14 protein-coding genes and 4 pseudogenes are annotated in these 14,628 nt (G+C 65.2%); 13 read left to right on the top strand and 5 right to left on the bottom strand.

The window, feature by feature from the left end:
- Window positions 1–23: 23 nt before the first annotated feature.
- Window positions 24–242: a YXWGXW repeat-containing protein gene (locus ACPUER_RS13110; RefSeq protein WP_072438653.1), complete on the top strand. Its 219-nt coding sequence runs from the start codon at window positions 24–26 to the stop codon at window positions 240–242.
- 135 nt (window positions 243–377) lie between these two features.
- Here the strand turns inward: ACPUER_RS13110 and ACPUER_RS13105 are convergent, their stop codons facing one another.
- Window positions 378–1,607: a tyrosine-type recombinase/integrase gene (locus ACPUER_RS13105; protein WP_425131306.1), complete on the bottom strand. Its 1,230-nt coding sequence runs from the start codon at window positions 1,605–1,607 to the stop codon at window positions 378–380.
- A 253-nt stretch (window positions 1,608–1,860) separates the two neighbouring features.
- Between ACPUER_RS13105 and ACPUER_RS13100 the strand changes: the two genes are divergently transcribed.
- The gene (locus ACPUER_RS13100; RefSeq protein WP_425131305.1) at window positions 1,861–2,241 is read left to right on the top strand and encodes a DUF4377 domain-containing protein; all 381 of its coding nucleotides are present in this window, start codon (window positions 1,861–1,863) and stop codon (window positions 2,239–2,241) included.
- Window positions 2,242–2,250: 9 nt separating this feature from the next.
- Here ACPUER_RS13100 and ACPUER_RS13095 read toward each other — a convergent pair whose 3' ends face one another.
- Window positions 2,251–3,639 (bottom strand): DHA2 family efflux MFS transporter permease subunit, encoded by a 1,389-nt coding sequence (locus ACPUER_RS13095; RefSeq protein ID WP_175963530.1) that lies wholly within the window; start codon window positions 3,637–3,639, stop codon window positions 2,251–2,253.
- Between the two features lie 629 nt (window positions 3,640–4,268).
- On the opposite strand from ACPUER_RS13095, the gene ACPUER_RS13090 reads away from it, so the two are divergent.
- Together ACPUER_RS13090 and ACPUER_RS13085 are read left to right on the top strand one after the other, a co-directional pair.
- A complete protein-coding gene (locus ACPUER_RS13090) occupies window positions 4,269–4,505 on the top strand; it encodes a FitA-like ribbon-helix-helix domain-containing protein (protein WP_175963531.1) in 237 nt (78 codons plus the stop codon).
- Window positions 4,492–4,908: a type II toxin-antitoxin system VapC family toxin gene (locus tag ACPUER_RS13085; RefSeq protein WP_175963584.1), complete on the top strand. Its 417-nt coding sequence runs from the start codon at window positions 4,492–4,494 to the stop codon at window positions 4,906–4,908. The genes ACPUER_RS13090 and ACPUER_RS13085 overlap by 14 nt, the downstream gene beginning before the upstream one ends.
- 133 nt (window positions 4,909–5,041) lie before the next feature.
- On the opposite strand, the pseudogene ACPUER_RS13080 reads toward ACPUER_RS13085, so the two are convergent.
- Window positions 5,042–6,266, bottom strand: a pseudogene (locus tag ACPUER_RS13080) (trypsin-like serine peptidase).
- Window positions 6,267–7,002: 736 nt separating this feature from the next.
- Here ACPUER_RS13080 and ACPUER_RS13075 point away from each other — a divergent pair.
- The 4 genes and pseudogenes from ACPUER_RS13075 to infA all read left to right on the top strand — a co-directional run.
- Window positions 7,003–7,143: pseudogene (locus tag ACPUER_RS13075) on the top strand (VOC family protein); the annotation flags it as partial.
- Window positions 7,139–7,829 (top strand): annotated as a pseudogene (locus tag ACPUER_RS13070) (3-ketosteroid-9-alpha-hydroxylase); the annotation flags it as partial. The pseudogenes ACPUER_RS13075 and ACPUER_RS13070, both read left to right, overlap by 5 nt.
- Before the next feature lie 288 nt (window positions 7,830–8,117).
- Window positions 8,118–8,321 (top strand): cold-shock protein, encoded by a 204-nt coding sequence (locus tag ACPUER_RS13065; RefSeq protein ID WP_006483056.1) that lies wholly within the window; start codon window positions 8,118–8,120, stop codon window positions 8,319–8,321.
- A 476-nt stretch (window positions 8,322–8,797) separates the two neighbouring features.
- The gene (infA, locus tag ACPUER_RS13060; RefSeq protein ID WP_034180178.1) at window positions 8,798–9,061 is read left to right on the top strand and encodes a translation initiation factor IF-1; all 264 of its coding nucleotides are present in this window, start codon (window positions 8,798–8,800) and stop codon (window positions 9,059–9,061) included.
- Window positions 9,062–9,226: 165 nt separating this feature from the next.
- Here infA and ACPUER_RS13055 read toward each other — a convergent pair whose 3' ends face one another.
- Complete coding sequence (locus ACPUER_RS13055) at window positions 9,227–10,033, bottom strand: alpha/beta fold hydrolase (protein ID WP_425131304.1); 807 nt, start codon at window positions 10,031–10,033, stop codon at window positions 9,227–9,229.
- 113 nt (window positions 10,034–10,146) lie between these two features.
- Window positions 10,147–10,257, bottom strand: a pseudogene (locus tag ACPUER_RS13050) (3-oxoacyl-ACP reductase); the annotation flags it as partial.
- 185 nt (window positions 10,258–10,442) lie between these two features.
- Between ACPUER_RS13050 and ACPUER_RS13045 the strand changes: the two are divergent.
- The 5 genes from ACPUER_RS13045 (at window position 10,443) to ACPUER_RS13025 (ending at window position 14,285) form a co-directional block, all read left to right on the top strand.
- Window positions 10,443–11,690: an alkaline phosphatase family protein gene (locus ACPUER_RS13045; protein WP_425131303.1), complete on the top strand. Its 1,248-nt coding sequence runs from the start codon at window positions 10,443–10,445 to the stop codon at window positions 11,688–11,690.
- Window positions 11,687–11,929, top strand: coding sequence for a hypothetical protein (locus tag ACPUER_RS13040; RefSeq protein WP_310137748.1), 243 nt, complete (start codon window positions 11,687–11,689; stop codon window positions 11,927–11,929). Before ACPUER_RS13045 ends, ACPUER_RS13040 begins: the two co-directional genes overlap by 4 nt.
- A gap of 251 nt (window positions 11,930–12,180) precedes the next feature.
- Complete coding sequence (locus ACPUER_RS13035; protein WP_072438631.1) at window positions 12,181–12,429, top strand: hypothetical protein; 249 nt, start codon at window positions 12,181–12,183, stop codon at window positions 12,427–12,429.
- Window positions 12,430–12,852: 423 nt separating this feature from the next.
- Window positions 12,853–13,497: a DUF1326 domain-containing protein gene (locus ACPUER_RS13030; RefSeq protein WP_175963536.1), complete on the top strand. Its 645-nt coding sequence runs from the start codon at window positions 12,853–12,855 to the stop codon at window positions 13,495–13,497.
- Window positions 13,494–14,285, top strand: coding sequence for a DUF2182 domain-containing protein (locus ACPUER_RS13025; protein ID WP_425131302.1), 792 nt, complete (start codon window positions 13,494–13,496; stop codon window positions 14,283–14,285). Before ACPUER_RS13030 ends, ACPUER_RS13025 begins: the two co-directional genes overlap by 4 nt.
- Window positions 14,286–14,628 lie beyond the last annotated feature (343 nt).

The raw sequence follows: 14,628 nt of genomic DNA, 5'->3' as shown, positions 1-14,628 counted from the left end.
TACACAAAAAGGGAGAATCGAAGATGAAGATCCGATCCGTTTCGCTTGCGGTACTGGTGAGCGCGAGTGCCGCGCTGATGTCAGCGTGCGTGGTCGAACCCGTGCGGCCGCCGCAGCCGGCGCCGCTCGTCGAAGTAATGCCGCCACCACCGGCACCCGGCTATCGCTGGGCGAAGGGGCATTACCGGTGGGCCGGTAATCACTGGGCGTGGGTGCCCGGGCACTGGGTGGCCGTGTACTGATCGGGCGGGGCGTTCAGCGCGGTGCGCGGCGCGGGTGCCGGGAAGCGGGCTCGAACCCGCTCGCTGAACGCCGGTGCGAAACGCAAGCCGGCTTCGACATCGACGGCACGCTACCGAGCGCAGCGTGCGGAGCACCTACCACCCGATCCGGTGCTTCTCCTCCGTCTCGCGATGCCGCCAGTCGTCGTCCGCGTGCAGGTACTGGCTCGTCGTCGTGAGCGACACGTGACCGAGGTTGTCGCGCACGAGCCGCAGGTCGACGCGGCCGTCGGCCATATGCGAGCCCGCGCTGTGGCGCAGCCAGTGCGCGGACGCCTGTTCGAGCACGCGCGCCTGTTCGTCGCCGGCCGCGCCGTTCGCGCGCAGCCGGTCGGCCGCGTGCCGGAACACCTGCTTCACGATCCGGTGCAGCGCCGCGCGCGTGAGCGGCTCGCGCGCCTGGCCGAGCGGCAGCACGAGCGGCGTGGGCTCGCCGTCGGACGGCAGCGCGGGCAGCCCGTGCGCTCGCCGGTAGCGCGACAGCTCGGCCATCATCTCGTCGGTGGCCGGCACGAGCCGCTGCCGGCCGCCTTTGCCCGTCACGTCGAGCCACCAGCGGTCGTGCCCGTTCGCGTCGCGCCGGCAGAAGAACTGGCCCATCGTCGTATCGGCCGCTTCGGTGATGCGCAGCCCGCCGAGATACAGCAGCGTGAACAGCCAGCGCGCGCGATCCGCATGGAAGCACGCGCGCGCATCGTCGCGCGGCATCGCGACGATCGCGTCCTTGACCGACTGCCATAGCGGTTGCCCGAGATGGCGCGTGACGCGCGGTGCGGGACGACGCTGCCGCTGCCGCGACAACGCGAGCGGATTGCCTGCGAGGTAGCCGGCCTGCACGAGCCACGAGAACATCACGTTCAGGATCACCAGCGCCTGCCGCTGGCTGGCCGCCGACAGCGGCCCATAGAACGGCCGCCAGCGCGGGTCGTCGCGCGGATGCTTGCGGCCGCCGTTCGCGCACCACACATCGGCTGGCGCGGGCGCGAGCAGGAACTGCCGGTAGACGACGAGATCCTCGTGCGTGAGCGACGACAGCGGCTTGCCGCACGCGATCACGGCCCACAGCAGCAGGCGCTCGGCTTCCTTGCGGTAGTTCTGGAACGTGGTCGGCGTATCGACGAAGCGCGCGAGCCAAGCGCGCACGGCGTCGAGATCGTTGGTCGCGGCGATCTGCGGATGCGCGCTGCCCGAGCGGTTGGTGCCCGCGCGTCCGTCGAGCGCGGCCGGCACGGTCAGCGTATCGATAGGCAGCGGGCGCAGCGCGGCGCCGGACGGAACGGGTGAGGTCATGCGAAAGGGGGAGGCACTGTGCGTGCCGCGCGGCATGGCGTATCGGGAAGCGCCGATGGTACACGATCGTCATGCGGTGAATATGCCCTCGAACGCGGTCGATCGACCGGTGCGACGGATGCATCACTCTAGCGACAGCACACGGTTCAGCGACGTTCGCACCAGCGTTGACTGCCGCGTGACGCCGGCCGGCATGACGGTGGCGAATCGCCTTCTGTAAGCTGTCTGGAAACTTTCGCGCCGCGCTGTCCGTCTAACCGCCCCTCCAACGCCTCCAGAGGACCATCGGATGATTCGCCATTCCAGAACGCTGCTCGGCGCGGCCGTCATTGCCGGCAGCGCGCTCGTCGCCGGATGCCAGACCGACGCGGCCGTCACGGCCCCGAACGCGGCCCGCCCGGCCGACGGCCGGCCGGTGACGAAGACCATCTATGTCGCGCCGCAATCCGCGCGCTGCACGGGTGTCGCGCCGATGGAATGCCTGCAGGTGCGCAGCAACCCGAGCGCGGCGTGGAGCCTGTGGTACGCGGGCATCGAGGGCTTCGCGTACCAGCCCGGTTACCTGTACACGCTCGAAGTCGACGAATACCGCGTCGCGCAGCCGCCGGCCGACGGGTCGTCGATCCGCTGGGTGCTCAAGCGCGTCGTCGAGCGCCGCCAGGCGAACTGACGTCCGCGCTCACGCGGACGATCGCGCCGCCGCACCGGCTGGCGGCGTTGCCGTATCGATCCGCCGGAACACGGCGGACGACAGCAGCGTGACGGCGCCCATGCACGCGAACGACAGCATGAACCCGCGCCCCATCGAGCCCCACCAGGCGGCGAACAGGTTCACGAGCCCGCCGCCGATCGACACGCCGAGCCCCATCGCCAGCATCTGCATCATCGTGAACAGGCTGTTGCCGCTGCCGGCGTCGGCATGCGACAGCCCCTTCAGCGTCACGCCGTTCATCGCCGCGAACTGCATCGAGTTCGCGGCGCCGAACACGACCAGCAGCACGATCTCCAGCACCGGCGCGGGCCGCACCGACACCAGCGCGAACCCCGCGATCGCGCAGCCGACGATCCCCGTATTCACGACCAGAAACGTCGCGTAGCCGAAGCGCTTCACGAGCGGCGCGATCCAGCGTTTCGCGATGACGCCCGCGATCGCGGCCGGCAGCATCATCAGCCCCGACTGCAGCGGCGTATAGCCGAGCTGCACCTGCATCAGCAGCGGCAGCATGAACGGCACCGCGCTCGTGCCGATCCGGCACAGCAGGTTGCCGAGCAGCCCCGAACCGAAGTTCGGCTCGCGGAACAGCCCGAGCCGGAACAGCGGTTGCGCGCGCCGCCGCGCATGCGGCAGGTACGCGAGCGCGCTCGCCAGGCCGAGCACGGCGAGCCCGGCCGACCAGGCGGCGCGATGCGCGGGCATCGGCGGGTCGATCGCGAGCGACAGCGCGATCATCGCGACCGACAGCAGCGCGCAGCCGATGAAGTCGAACGGCGGCGGCTGTTTCGCCTGGTCGTGCGGCAGGTAGCGCTGCACGGCGATGAAGCCGACCGCGCCGACCGGCACGTTGACGATGAACACCCAGTGCCATGAAATCGCCTGCGTGAGCCAGCCGCCGAGCGTCGGCCCGACTATCGGGCCGAGCTGGCCGGCGATCGACACGAACGCGATCGCCGCGACGTACTGTTCGCCCGGCACGCGGCGCAGCACGGCGAGCCGCCCGATCGGCAGCAGCATCGAGCCGCCGATGCCCTGCACGGCGCGCGCGACGACGAGCTGGCCGAGCGTATGCGACGCCGCGCAGCCGATCGACGCGAGCACGAACACGAGAATGGCGACCGAGAACACGCGGCGCGTGCCGAACCGGTCGGCGAGCCAGCCGGACGCCGGCGTGAGCATCGCCATCATCAGCGTGTAGGCGACCACGACGGGCTGCATCGCGAGCGGCGACGCGTGCAGGCTTTGCGCGATCGAAGGCAGGGCAGTGTTGACGATCGTCGTGTCGAGCGACTGCATGAAGAACGCAGCGGCGACGATCCAGAGCAGCACGGAGTGTGTGGGTTCCCGGGACATGGCGAAGTGGCGGTGCGAAGGCCGGGCGCGGGCGGCGCCGTTGCACGGTCGCGCGGCGCCCGCCGGTCTTCAAGCGCTCGATGGTACCGATTCCGGCGGCCATCGGGAAGCTGCCTGAAGACATTGATTGTCATCGGCGAAGCCGATGACAGTGCGCGATGCTCGATCCCGCCTGCGTAGCGCACCTGCCACGCGTGATGCGCCCGCATCCTGCACGTGCGCCGAGCATGTCGTATCGGTCATGCGCACGGCAACGCGTTCCCGGTCCGGCAAACAGCAAGCTTGCTTGCACGGTGTCGTGCCGGGGTTCGTACCGCGCATCGTGACGGCGGCCGCATGTGCCGGGGAGGCGGTGAATGAAGCCGCTCCGTGCGGGGCTACGCGTGCCTGCGCAGGTCCTCCATCGGCGAATAGCCATTCGGCCGTCTTTTCTGTCGTTCCGATCTGCCTTACCTTGCGGACAGCAGTTCGACGTGTCGGGCGAGCGGCGGTAGTCGGCTGGATTCATGCCGGCCGCGGCCGTTCGCCGACGCCAACCACCGTCTTCCGTCCAGCCATGACGATGATAGCAATGCTTGCAATTCACCGTCATGGCGCTATCATTGATAGCAACCTGGATGGAGGGACCTATGGCAAATCTTCTGGTGCGTAACGTGGATGACAGTATCGTTCAGAGCCTGCGAGAGCAGGCTGCGGCAAATGGCAGGAGTGCCGAGGCCGAGCATCGAGCCATTCTGGCCGATGCGCTCGGCCGGCCGAAGCGAAGGACATTCGCGCAAGTGCTGATGAGCATGCCCGATGTTGGCGAAGACGCGGATTTCCAACGTGTGCAGGATTCCGGCGAGGTCAGGCATGTTTTTGATTGATACGAACGTCATCAGCGAAATCAGGAAGGGAAAGCGCGCGAACAGCGGGGTGCGCGCTTTCTTCCGTGAAGCCGGAAACGACGGCGGCAGTCTCTACCTGTCCGTCGTGACGGTTTCCGAACTGCGCCGCGGCGTCGAGATGATCCGCCGCCGCGGCGATTCGCAGCAGGCGTCGACACTCGATGCCTGGCTGGCCGCGCTCATGTCCGACTATGCGTCTAACATCCTGCCGATCGACATCGATGTCGGCCAGTTGTGGGGCCACCTGCGTGTCCCGCATCCGGAGCACGCGCTGGACAAGCTGATTGCCGCAACGGCGCTCATCAACGACCTGACGGTCGTCACCCGCAACGTCGGTGATTTCGCGAAGACGGGGGTCCGGCTGGTGAATCCGTTCGACTAGCGTCGCGCGTTCGATCGGAGCGCGGGTTGGCCCTGGGCAGTGGAGAGGATGCGTCGCGTGAAGCTTCGACCGGCGGTGCCGAATCGGCACGACGAGCGCAATGCCACGCGCGACGCGTTACGTCAGGCAGCCCTCAACACGCTGCCGGCGTGCTGCCGCATACGGTATTCACGAGCGTCACGATGTTGCTGCTCGTGAACGGCGACGCGCCTTGCTGCTTCACCGCAGAGTTCGTATAACCCCAGCTCGTCACGCCGACCACGATATTGTGCAAGGCTGCGTTGCCGAAGGTCGTGCCGTTGAGTGTCGGCGGCATGCCAAGATTGACGAGCCACGGGCCGCCGCTCGAACCCCCGGTCATCAGCGATCCGATGATCGTGTTGTTCGAGTTGCTGGCGGACACGAAACCTTGCGATTCGGTACGCTCCATGTAGACGCCGCTATCCAAAGCCACCGGGTAGCCGAGCTGGTCGATCAGCGCGAGTCCTGACGGAGTGTAGCTATAGCCGTTCCAACCATAGCCATACCATCCGGTGCTATTGCCCGCATACGATCCGGCTTGCGGCGACAGCACGATCACGGCCACGTCGTCCTGGCAGACGACACCGGCGACAGCGCATGGATCGGTGCCGTCGTAATAGGAAGTCATGACGGTGGCCGATGCTCCGTTCCACGTGCCATAGGGCGCGGTTCCGTTACTGTAGGCCGGAACGAATACCCAGTTCGAGTAGAACTGCCGCTGACCGAAATTCGCGACGCAGTGCGCGGCCGTGACGACCACTCCCGGTTTGATCAGGGAGGCAGAGCACAGATAGGTCGCCGAGCCGATGTTGAAGAACAGCTTGCCGGCTGCGCGGAACGGATAGTAATACTGCGTATTGTCGCCGCTTGCATTCACCTGGCTAGTGGTATATGGCTGGTTCGACGATCCGTATTCCTGCGGTTCGACCCCGGACTGACTCAAATCGACTGGCGCGACCAGTCGCACCGGCCTTTGCCTGCCGTCTCCAACGCCGCCTTGCGCATAGCCCGGCACGCCCAGCGCCGGCCTGGCGTTGTACATCAGTGAATCCAGCATGGTAGGCGGCGCAACGAGCGGTCTTGGCAGCGGCATCGGCAGAGCGTGCTTGAAATCGACTGTGGCCACCTGGAGACCGCGCTCGGGTAACGTGATCTGCGTCACGCCTCCCTGCGTTCTGATCTGCTGGGCCAGCGCGCTGGTTGCGATCAACGAACCGAAAGCAACAACAGCGATTTTACTGATCAGTTTGCTCATTTGAATCTCCTTTCGAACTTATGAGTTGTTTTTCTGAGATTCGAAATATCTGTCGAACATTGAGGTGCCCCTCAGATAGCACGAAAATTATGCTGGGCGAATTAAATAAACTGCGAGGACATTGCGTGAAAATGCTTCCAATGAACTCTCTTTGTTGTTGCTGAGCAATCGAGCCGGTGGGAGGGGCTTTGTTTTAATTGATTGGTTAATGTTTTTCGCCGATTGGAATGCAAATCGTGCGCCAATTTAATTTCTTGGGGCCATCTCCGGTGTGGTCGGTAAGAATCAACAAAAATGCAGTGGATGTAATGCGAATTTTGTTTGGATGAAATAAAGAACAAATCAAATTTACACCTTATAAATCGACTCAATGGTATAACATTATATAATAAGCTTTATTACTTTTTATAATTTAATGAAATCCGGTTGATTTAAATGTGATTGTCGGGTGCGAATAAATCCGGAGGCATTAATGGAATTAAAACTTGCATCGTTTCAAATCCACGCCGCGAGATTCAATCGAGGGAATCGGTTCGAAAACCGCATACGAGTTCAACCGGAACGGTGGCGCGAAGCCGATGTGTCTGGACCGGGCGGCCGCCTTTTTGCCGCCGTCGGTCGCGCGTTCAGCCGATGCCAGCGTGCCGGCGCACAAACCTACCGAACGCCCCCCGGCTGACCCAACCCGCCGCACCGCCTCCACGGCCCGCCCCGTCCGTTTCCTCTCCGCCTCTCGTCCCAACAGACGATGTAACGCCACCCCCGACCGGCCAGAATCCTTTCACGAACAACGGATTCTGAACCAGGAGGACGCCGACATGATCGATGTCCTTGCGCTTGGCTATGTCGTCGTCGAGGCGACGCGCGTCGATGCGTGGCGCCGCTACGCGGAAGACGTGCTGGGCATGCAGGCGCTCGACGCACCCGACGGCGCGCTGTACCTGAAGATGGACGAGCGCGCCGCCGGCGGAAGTCGCGATTCCGCGCGTCGATGTGTGCTTCTCCGGCGAATGGTCGGACTGGGTCGTCGACAAGTTGGTGATCCAGGCCAACTGCCGCGAACTCGTCGACAACATCTCGGACGTCGCGCACTTCGCGACCGTGCACCGCGCGCCGATCGACTATTTCGCGAACCTGTTCGAGGATCACAAGGCGACGCAACTGATGGTCGGCCGCAGCGAGAAGCTCGGCGGCGACAGCCTGAGCGCGCTGTCGACGTATTTCGGGACGGCCGTGCACATCACGCAGATGACAGGGCAGAGCAACGGGCAGCCGATCCATTCGGTGCTGTTGAACTGCCATGTGCCGATCGGCATGAACAGCTTCGAGCTGCGTTACGGCGTGATCGTGAAGAAGGTGGCCGGGCTGACCGACGAACAGAACCTGGAGATCGCGAACGCGTACGTGAAGGAAGCGCAGCGCGCGTTCTACGAGGACGTCGACATCTGGCACAGCAAGACGCGGATCGACAACCCGCTGCTGTGCGAAGGCGACGGCCCGCTGTACCAGATGCGCGACTGGTATTCGCGGTTCTACCTGGACATGGCCGACGTGTGGCGCGACGTGCGTCGCGCGCGAGACATTCGAAATGCGGATTCGCGAAGGCGCCTCGCCGCCGGCGCTGCAGCACGTGTTGGAGCCGCGGCAAAAAAACGGCGGCCCAGCCGAAAATCGGGGGGGCATCGAAATATGCTCCGTCGGCCGACAACACCCGCCACATAAGGCGCGCGCGGCGCCCGTGCGCGCGCGTCGCACCGAAAGAGCTTGACGGGGCGGCCGCTACCGCGTAGTGTCCGTGACCGAAGTCTTCAAGAAGTTCGATTGCTCATCATTGGCCGCACTCCGTGTGCGGCAGTCGTTGGTCTCTCCCTCTTTGATTCTTTCTGTGCCCGTCGCGGGCGCATGTTCAATTATTCGTATTAAGGAAGTATTTGTGGATACCGGTACCGTCAAGTGGTTCAACGAAACCAAGGGCTTTGGTTTCATCTCCCCGGACAACGGCGGCGACGATCTGTTCGCCCATTTCTCGGAAATTCGCGGCACGGGCTTCAAGACCCTGGCCGAAGGCCAGAAGGTCAGCTTCGAAGTGAAGCGCGGCCCGAAGGGTCTGCAAGCGTCGAACATCACGCCGCAGTAAGCCGCATCGGCATCGGCCGCCGATCGGCGGCGGGTGCCGGATGGAGTTTCGCGCGGGGCGCCGCTGCGGTTCCGGTGGCCTGCGCGTTCCGATGCGCACGACCGATGCATCGCGACATTCACGATGCATCGGTCGTGACGCCTCCCCATCGCATGCGTGACCCGCGTGCGACACAACGCCCTCGCGAAGCGAGCGCCGCTTCGCCAGCGCATCACCGCTTTAACGCATCAACCCGAGCAGACCGCCGCCATGCCGTAGCAGCCGGCGCGGTCCCGACTACTTGCGCGGCGCTCATCGCGCCGCCGCCACCGACCGCCCGAACGCCGCAACGCGCCGGGCTCCGATCGCAAGACAGGCCCGTGGCCCGTCTGAACGAACCGATACCCGGCAGCCTGCCGGCCGTCGTCCCGTTGCGGGAAACGGCGCCGGGCAGATCGCCGCGGCCGCGGTCAATCACCTTGTCTGGAGGAATTGGTTTGGCAAAAGAAGAACTGCTGGAACTGGACGGAATCGTCGACGAAGTGCTGCCGGACAGCAAATACCGTGTCACGCTGGAAAACGGCGTGGTGGTGGGCGCGTATGCGTCGGGCCGCATGCGCAAGAACCACATCCGCATTCTCGCGGGTGACCGCGTAACGCTGGAACTGTCGATGTACGACCTGACCAAGGGCCGCATCAACTTCCGTCACAAGGACGCGAATTCTCCGCGTCCGCAACGCAACAGCGGACCGCGCCGCTAAGCGGTCAGGATCGCGCGCAGCACAGCGCCGATCGACTCCCGTCCGGCCGTGCGGGCGGACGAACCGGATGGACGGCACGGGTCGTGCCGTTTGTCGGTCGCCGGCGGCGTCGTTACGCCGCGGCGGCCAACACTATCTTCTCCGATCGCCGCGCGTATTCAACGCTCAGGTGGCCACGTCTCTCAGGAAATCCTCGACGACCGTCGCGAAATACGGCGGACATTCCTGCATCGGGTAATGCCCGCAATTCGGAATCTTCAAGAGTCGCGCGTTCGGGTGCCAGGCCAGGAACGTCGCCTGCATCGCCGCTTCGTCGAGCCCCGGATCCTTGTCGCCGACGATCACTAGAAAGCGCGTGTCGAGCCCGCGGATATCGTCGACGAAATCCGTTCCGGTCAGCATGTCGAGATAGGCGAGCCGGCAACCCGGCGCCACGCGCTCGCGGTTCTGCCGCAGTTTCACGTCGGCCCATCGCGCCGACAGTCCACCCGTCACGAATCGCACGAGCCGGCGAAACGCGTCGTCGCTCACGGCCGTGCTCGCGAAGAACGCGCGCGCGTCGTCGTTCAGGCGATTGCCGGCCGCCGACACCGGACACACGGCGATCGCGCTCTTGATGCGCGACGGCGCGTTGGCGGCGATCCGCTGCGTCGCCATGCCGGTCATCGAATGGCCCATGACGTGAAAGCGCTGCCAGCCGAGCCGGTCCGCGAGCGCGAGGCAATCGGCTGCAATCTCGTCGACGGTGCAGGCACCGTTCAGGTGGATGGAGGTCCCGTAGCCGCGCAGGTCGACGAAGACGTAGGTGAAGGCCGTTTCGTCGAGATACGGCAGCAGCGCCGCGTAGTTCGTACTGTCGCCGAGCCAGTCGTGCATGACCATCACGCATTCGGGGCCGGTGCCGTGCCGCAGGTAGCCGAGGCCGTCGAGGTCGGCGTTCGGGCAGGAGGCGAAGGTGTCGATACGGTTCATTTCAAGGGGTTTCCTTTTGGTCCGGGAACCAAAACGAAACGCCCTCCCGGCGGACCGGGAGGGCGTCTTGAAAGTGCATCGATCGTATCGGGCCGACCCGCGAAAGTCAACGTTCAGCGCGCCATCCCGCTCGACACCTCGACGCGCTGCGCATTGACCCAGCGGTTGTCGTCCGATAGCAGCGACGCGATCATCGGCCCGATGTCGTTACACTGAAAAGCGCGCCGACGGGCGGGTGAACGCACGCGCAGCAACGCGGTTCGCGTGCGGCTTTACGCGCGGGCCGGCACGGTCGTACACTCGTCGGCAATTCGCGGCCCGCGCGCATGGCTTTCAAATCCTTCAGTCGCTTTCAGCAGGCCAACGACCGTGCCAGCCGGACATTCGTCGCGCGACGCCAGGAGGCGCCATGAGTGCAGACGCAGCCCCCGCATCCCCATCCGTTCAGGACCGCATCCAGCACGTGTTCGTGCTGATGCTCGAGAACCGCTCGTTCGATCACCTGTTCGCGCTGTCGGGCATCGCCGACATCGTCGCCGCGTCGCCGGGCGACAGCAATGCGTACGGCGGCGCCGTCTATCCGTTCGGCGGCGGCGCGCCCGACCGGATGCCGACCGACCCGTGTCACGAATTCACCGACGTGCTCGAACAGCTCTGCGGCGCGGGCGTGCCGTTCGTGAAAGGGCAGGCTTATCCGGGCGTCAATAATTCGGGATTCGTGTCGAACTACGCGACGTCGCATTCCGAAGGCACGCCGCCTCAGCCGGCCGACGCGGGCAAGGTCATGCAGGGCGCCGACGTGCGGACGCACGCGCCGTCGCTGTACGCACTCGCGAATGCGTTCGTGCTGTGCGACGCGTGGCATGCGTCGATGCCGGGGCCGACCTGGCCGAACCGCTTCTTCCTGCATGGCGCGTCGTCGGCCGGGCTGGACCATTCGCCGACCAGGGAAGAAATGGGCGGGTGGGAGGCGTTCGACGGCTTCCGTTATCCGAAGGGCTCGATCTTCGGCACGCTCGGCGACGACAACTGGCGCATCTACCAGGATCAGTCGGGCGATCCGCTCGGCCACGTGCCGCAGGTCGCGTCGCTGAAGGGCGTGAGCTTCGTCGACGTCGACGATCTCGCGCACTTCGAGGCCGATCTCGCGGCCGGCTACACGGCACGCTACACGTTCATCGAGCCCAGCTACGGCGACATCGTGCACGGCACCTACCGGAACGGCAGCTCGCAACACCCGATGGACGGGCTGGCCGGCGGCGACCAGCTCGCCGCGCGTGTGTACAACGCGATCCGCAATTCGCCGGTGTGGAACCGCAGCCTGTTCGTGATCGTCTACGACGAGCACGGCGGCTTCTACGATTCGGTCAGGCCGGGCGCCGCGCCGCCGCCGAACGACGGTGCGGCCGCGACGCTGAATGCGAGCGGCTTCGGCTTCGACGTGTATGGCGTGCGCGTGCCGGCGATCGTGATTTCGCCGTGGGTCGCGGCCGGGAAGGTCGACCACACGCCGTACGATCATGCGTCGGTCGCCGCGACGCTCGAGCGGCTGTTCGGCCTCGCGCCGCTGACCGATCGCGACCGCCTCGCCAACGATCTGCTGGCGCTCGTGACGACCACCTGCCGCACCGACTGCCCGCAAAGGATTGGATCATGAGCACGCCCCCGGACCCGCGTGACGCGCTGCCCGTGCGCGACGGTACGAGCCTGATCGCCTATCTGCACATCCTGAAGAAAGCGCATGCGGCGCTGGTCGGTCACGACAACGCCCATCTGCGCTTCAGCGAGATCGTGACGCGCGGGCAGGCGCGGCAATACATCGAGGAACTGATGCCGACGCTGCTGCAGGCGCGTGCGGAACACCGGCGGCGCCGGCACGGCGGGAGGCATCGCTGACGGGTATGGCGGCGCACGGGTGGCGCAGTGTGAAGCCGGTGCGTGCGTGAGACAGGCCGCGACGCGTCGCGCCGCCTGCCGCGCGCGCTGCACGCTGACTGCCGCTACCGCCGCACCCGTCGACTGAGCGGCCGCGCCGGCAAATATCGCGGCGCGCAAGCCACGATGATCGGGCCGATACCGGATCGATTGCGTCACACGTCGCCGTTGGCTTAAGATCGGCAGCAGTTCATCCCACGCCTTCAGCGCCAATGAAAACGAGCATACGCCTGCGGGTCGCCGTCATTACATCCGCCTTTGCGGTGTTCAACGTCTACATGCACATTCAGCAGTTCATCAGCGGCTGCATGTGGGTCAGGGGCCATCAGCGCTGCAGCTTCGAAAACAGCGCGAATTTCGAAGGCTGGATGGATCTCGACCTGCTGGTCACGTGTTGCTGGGTCGCCGGCGCCGTGATGGGCTGGGTGGCTGTCGCAGAGGCGGCGAGAAAGCCGGATTAACGGGCGACACCCGTGTTCGTGTGCGACGAATCGGCTGCAACATGGCGCTCGATCGAAACGACTCTGTCAATCCGTGACTACGCGTATTCGCTGGCCAGCGGCGAAGCCGCTCCTGATTCAATCGAACCGGAAATGAACTCGCGAGCTGCTGCCGGCGGAAGAGATCACGGCGATCCTCGGCGAGTGTTTCCGTGCGGCGCGCGCGCCGCGTGGTGTGCGATCGTCGCATCGCTGCTCGTGTGAGATCCGGGGTGCGACGACGGTGGCCGGAACCGCCTTCGTCGAGTAGTTCGGACCGTCACGCGTAAGGCTGGAACGCACGGGTTTCACGCGTCGAACCGGGCTTCCATTCCGGCTTTGATTTCCCCAGTGCCGTGCACTAGATTCGAAGCGTTCATATGTCACCGAGCGCGAGGTGGAGTCATGACTCCGTGGGAGATTCAGGGCACCGAATTGATCAGTTGCAATTGCTCATACGGTTGTCCTTGCCAGTTCAGTGCGTTGCCGACCAACGGAAATTGCGAAGCGATGGGCGCGATTTCGATCGACAGCGGCCACTACGGCGACGTGGTGCTCGACGGCGTCAGGATCGCTGTCGTGTTTCAGTGGCCGGGGGCGGTCCACGAAGGCAGGGGCAAGTGCCAGCCGATCGTCGACGAGCGCGCCAGCCCGGCACAGCGCGAAGCGGTGCTGAAGATCATGACCGGTCAGGATACCGATCCGTTTGCGACGATGTTCTCGGTGTATGCGTCGACGCTCGAGCATGCGTTCGAGCCGATCTTCACGAAGATCGATTTCGACGTCGATGTCGATGCGCGGCGCGGCCGGATTCATGTCGACGGCGTGTTCGACGTTGCGGGCGATCCGATTCTTAACCCGGTGACGGGCGCCGAGCATCGCGCGCGAATCGACCTGCCGAACGGCTTCGAATACGAGCTTGCCGAGATCGGTTCGGGCACGGGGCGCTCGCAAGGCAACATCGCGTTGACGCTCGACGGAACCTACGCGCAGTTCGCGCGGCTGCACATGAACAACCACGGGCTGATCCGGCATCGCGTTGCGGCATGACTCCGTTCGACACCTGGCTCGGGCGCGAGCGCGTCGTCACGCTGCTCGGCATGGCCGCGCTCGTCGGCGCGTGCTGGTTCTATCTGTGGACGGGCGCGGGAACCGGCATGTCGGCGCTGGAGATGACGACGGTCGCGCTCTTTCCGCATCGACTGGCGGCCGGGATGGGCAGCATGGATCCGTCGCTGCCGACCGTGATCGCGATGTGGTGGGTGATGATGATCGCGATGATGACGCCCAGCGCGGCGCCGCTCGTGATGCTGTACCGGCGCGTGCTGCGGGATCGCGGCGCGGACGGCTCGGGTGCCGCGTTCACGTCGGTGTCGCTGCTGGCCGGTTATCTGGCCGCATGGCTCGCGTTCTCGATCGGCGCGGCGTTGCTTCAGGCGCTGCTGCAGCCGGCCGGGCTGATCTCCGCAATGATGCTGTGGTCGAAGAGCGCTGTTCTTTCCGCAGTCGTTCTCGCGCTGGCCGGGCTCTATCAATTCTCGCCGCTGAAACGCGCGTGCCTTCGGCAATGCCGCGCGCCGGCCGGTTTTCTTGTCTCGCACTGGCGTCCGGGCGTCGTCGGCAGTTTCCTGCTCGGCGCGCGCCACGGCATGTATTGCGTGGGCTGCTGCTGGTTGCTGATGGCGCTGCTGTTCGTCGGCGGCGTGATGAATGTCGTCTGGATTGCCGCGCTGTCGCTGTTCGTGTTCGCGGAAAAAATCCTGCCAGGTGGAGATCTGGTCGGGCGCTTGCTGGGCGTCGTGCTGATCGCCTGGGCCGGTGCGACGTTGATCGTTTGAACGGGGCATCCGAGTTCGCAAGTCATTCGCGATGCGCGACTTCCACACGCAGCGGAAGCGTCTTCGAGGTAACGGGAGATTTTCGATGAAGCGGCGGCATGCGCGAGGTGCCGGGGCGGGAGCAAGCGAGGTGCGGTCGCGGCCGGTTTTTCACCGCTCGTGCTACGTAACGCAGGGCCGGTGTTACGTCGGCGTCGCGGGGACGCGAGGGCGGATCGAACCGCAGGGCTGGACTCGCATGCGATGCGTCGTGCCGGAAAGTGCCGTCAGGAAAGCCGCCGCGGCGCGGTTGAGGAATTGTTAACGAAGCCGACGAAGATGGCACGGTAGATGCTTGCTGGAA

Source organism: Burkholderia sp. DN3021 (assembly GCF_049805555.1).
In the GTDB taxonomy this organism is placed as follows: domain Bacteria; phylum Pseudomonadota; class Gammaproteobacteria; order Burkholderiales; family Burkholderiaceae; genus Burkholderia; species Burkholderia pyrrocinia_C.
This window is presented reverse-complemented; position numbering and strand designations above follow the sequence as displayed.

Bases quoted from the DNA above. Each gene is read 5' to 3' on its own strand.
- ACPUER_RS13110 (WP_072438653.1), top strand. From the start codon at position 24: ATGAAGATCCGATCCGTTTCGCTTGCGGTACTGGTGAGCGCGAGTGCC.
- ACPUER_RS13105 (WP_425131306.1), bottom strand. From the start codon at position 1,607: ATGCCGCGCGGCACGCACAGTGCCTCCCCCTTTCGCATGACCTCACCC.
- ACPUER_RS13100 (WP_425131305.1), top strand. From the start codon at position 1,861: ATGATTCGCCATTCCAGAACGCTGCTCGGCGCGGCCGTCATTGCCGGC.
- ACPUER_RS13095 (WP_175963530.1), bottom strand. From the start codon at position 3,639: ATGTCCCGGGAACCCACACACTCCGTGCTGCTCTGGATCGTCGCCGCT.
- ACPUER_RS13090 (WP_175963531.1), top strand. From the start codon at position 4,269: ATGGCAAATCTTCTGGTGCGTAACGTGGATGACAGTATCGTTCAGAGC.
- ACPUER_RS13085 (WP_175963584.1), top strand. From the start codon at position 4,492: ATGTTTTTGATTGATACGAACGTCATCAGCGAAATCAGGAAGGGAAAG.
- ACPUER_RS13055 (WP_425131304.1), bottom strand. From the start codon at position 10,033: ATGAACCGTATCGACACCTTCGCCTCCTGCCCGAACGCCGACCTCGAC.
- ACPUER_RS13045 (WP_425131303.1), top strand. From the start codon at position 10,443: ATGAGTGCAGACGCAGCCCCCGCATCCCCATCCGTTCAGGACCGCATC.
- ACPUER_RS13040 (WP_310137748.1), top strand. From the start codon at position 11,687: ATGAGCACGCCCCCGGACCCGCGTGACGCGCTGCCCGTGCGCGACGGT.
- ACPUER_RS13035 (WP_072438631.1), top strand. From the start codon at position 12,181: ATGAAAACGAGCATACGCCTGCGGGTCGCCGTCATTACATCCGCCTTT.
- ACPUER_RS13030 (WP_175963536.1), top strand. From the start codon at position 12,853: ATGACTCCGTGGGAGATTCAGGGCACCGAATTGATCAGTTGCAATTGC.
- ACPUER_RS13025 (WP_425131302.1), top strand. From the start codon at position 13,494: ATGACTCCGTTCGACACCTGGCTCGGGCGCGAGCGCGTCGTCACGCTG.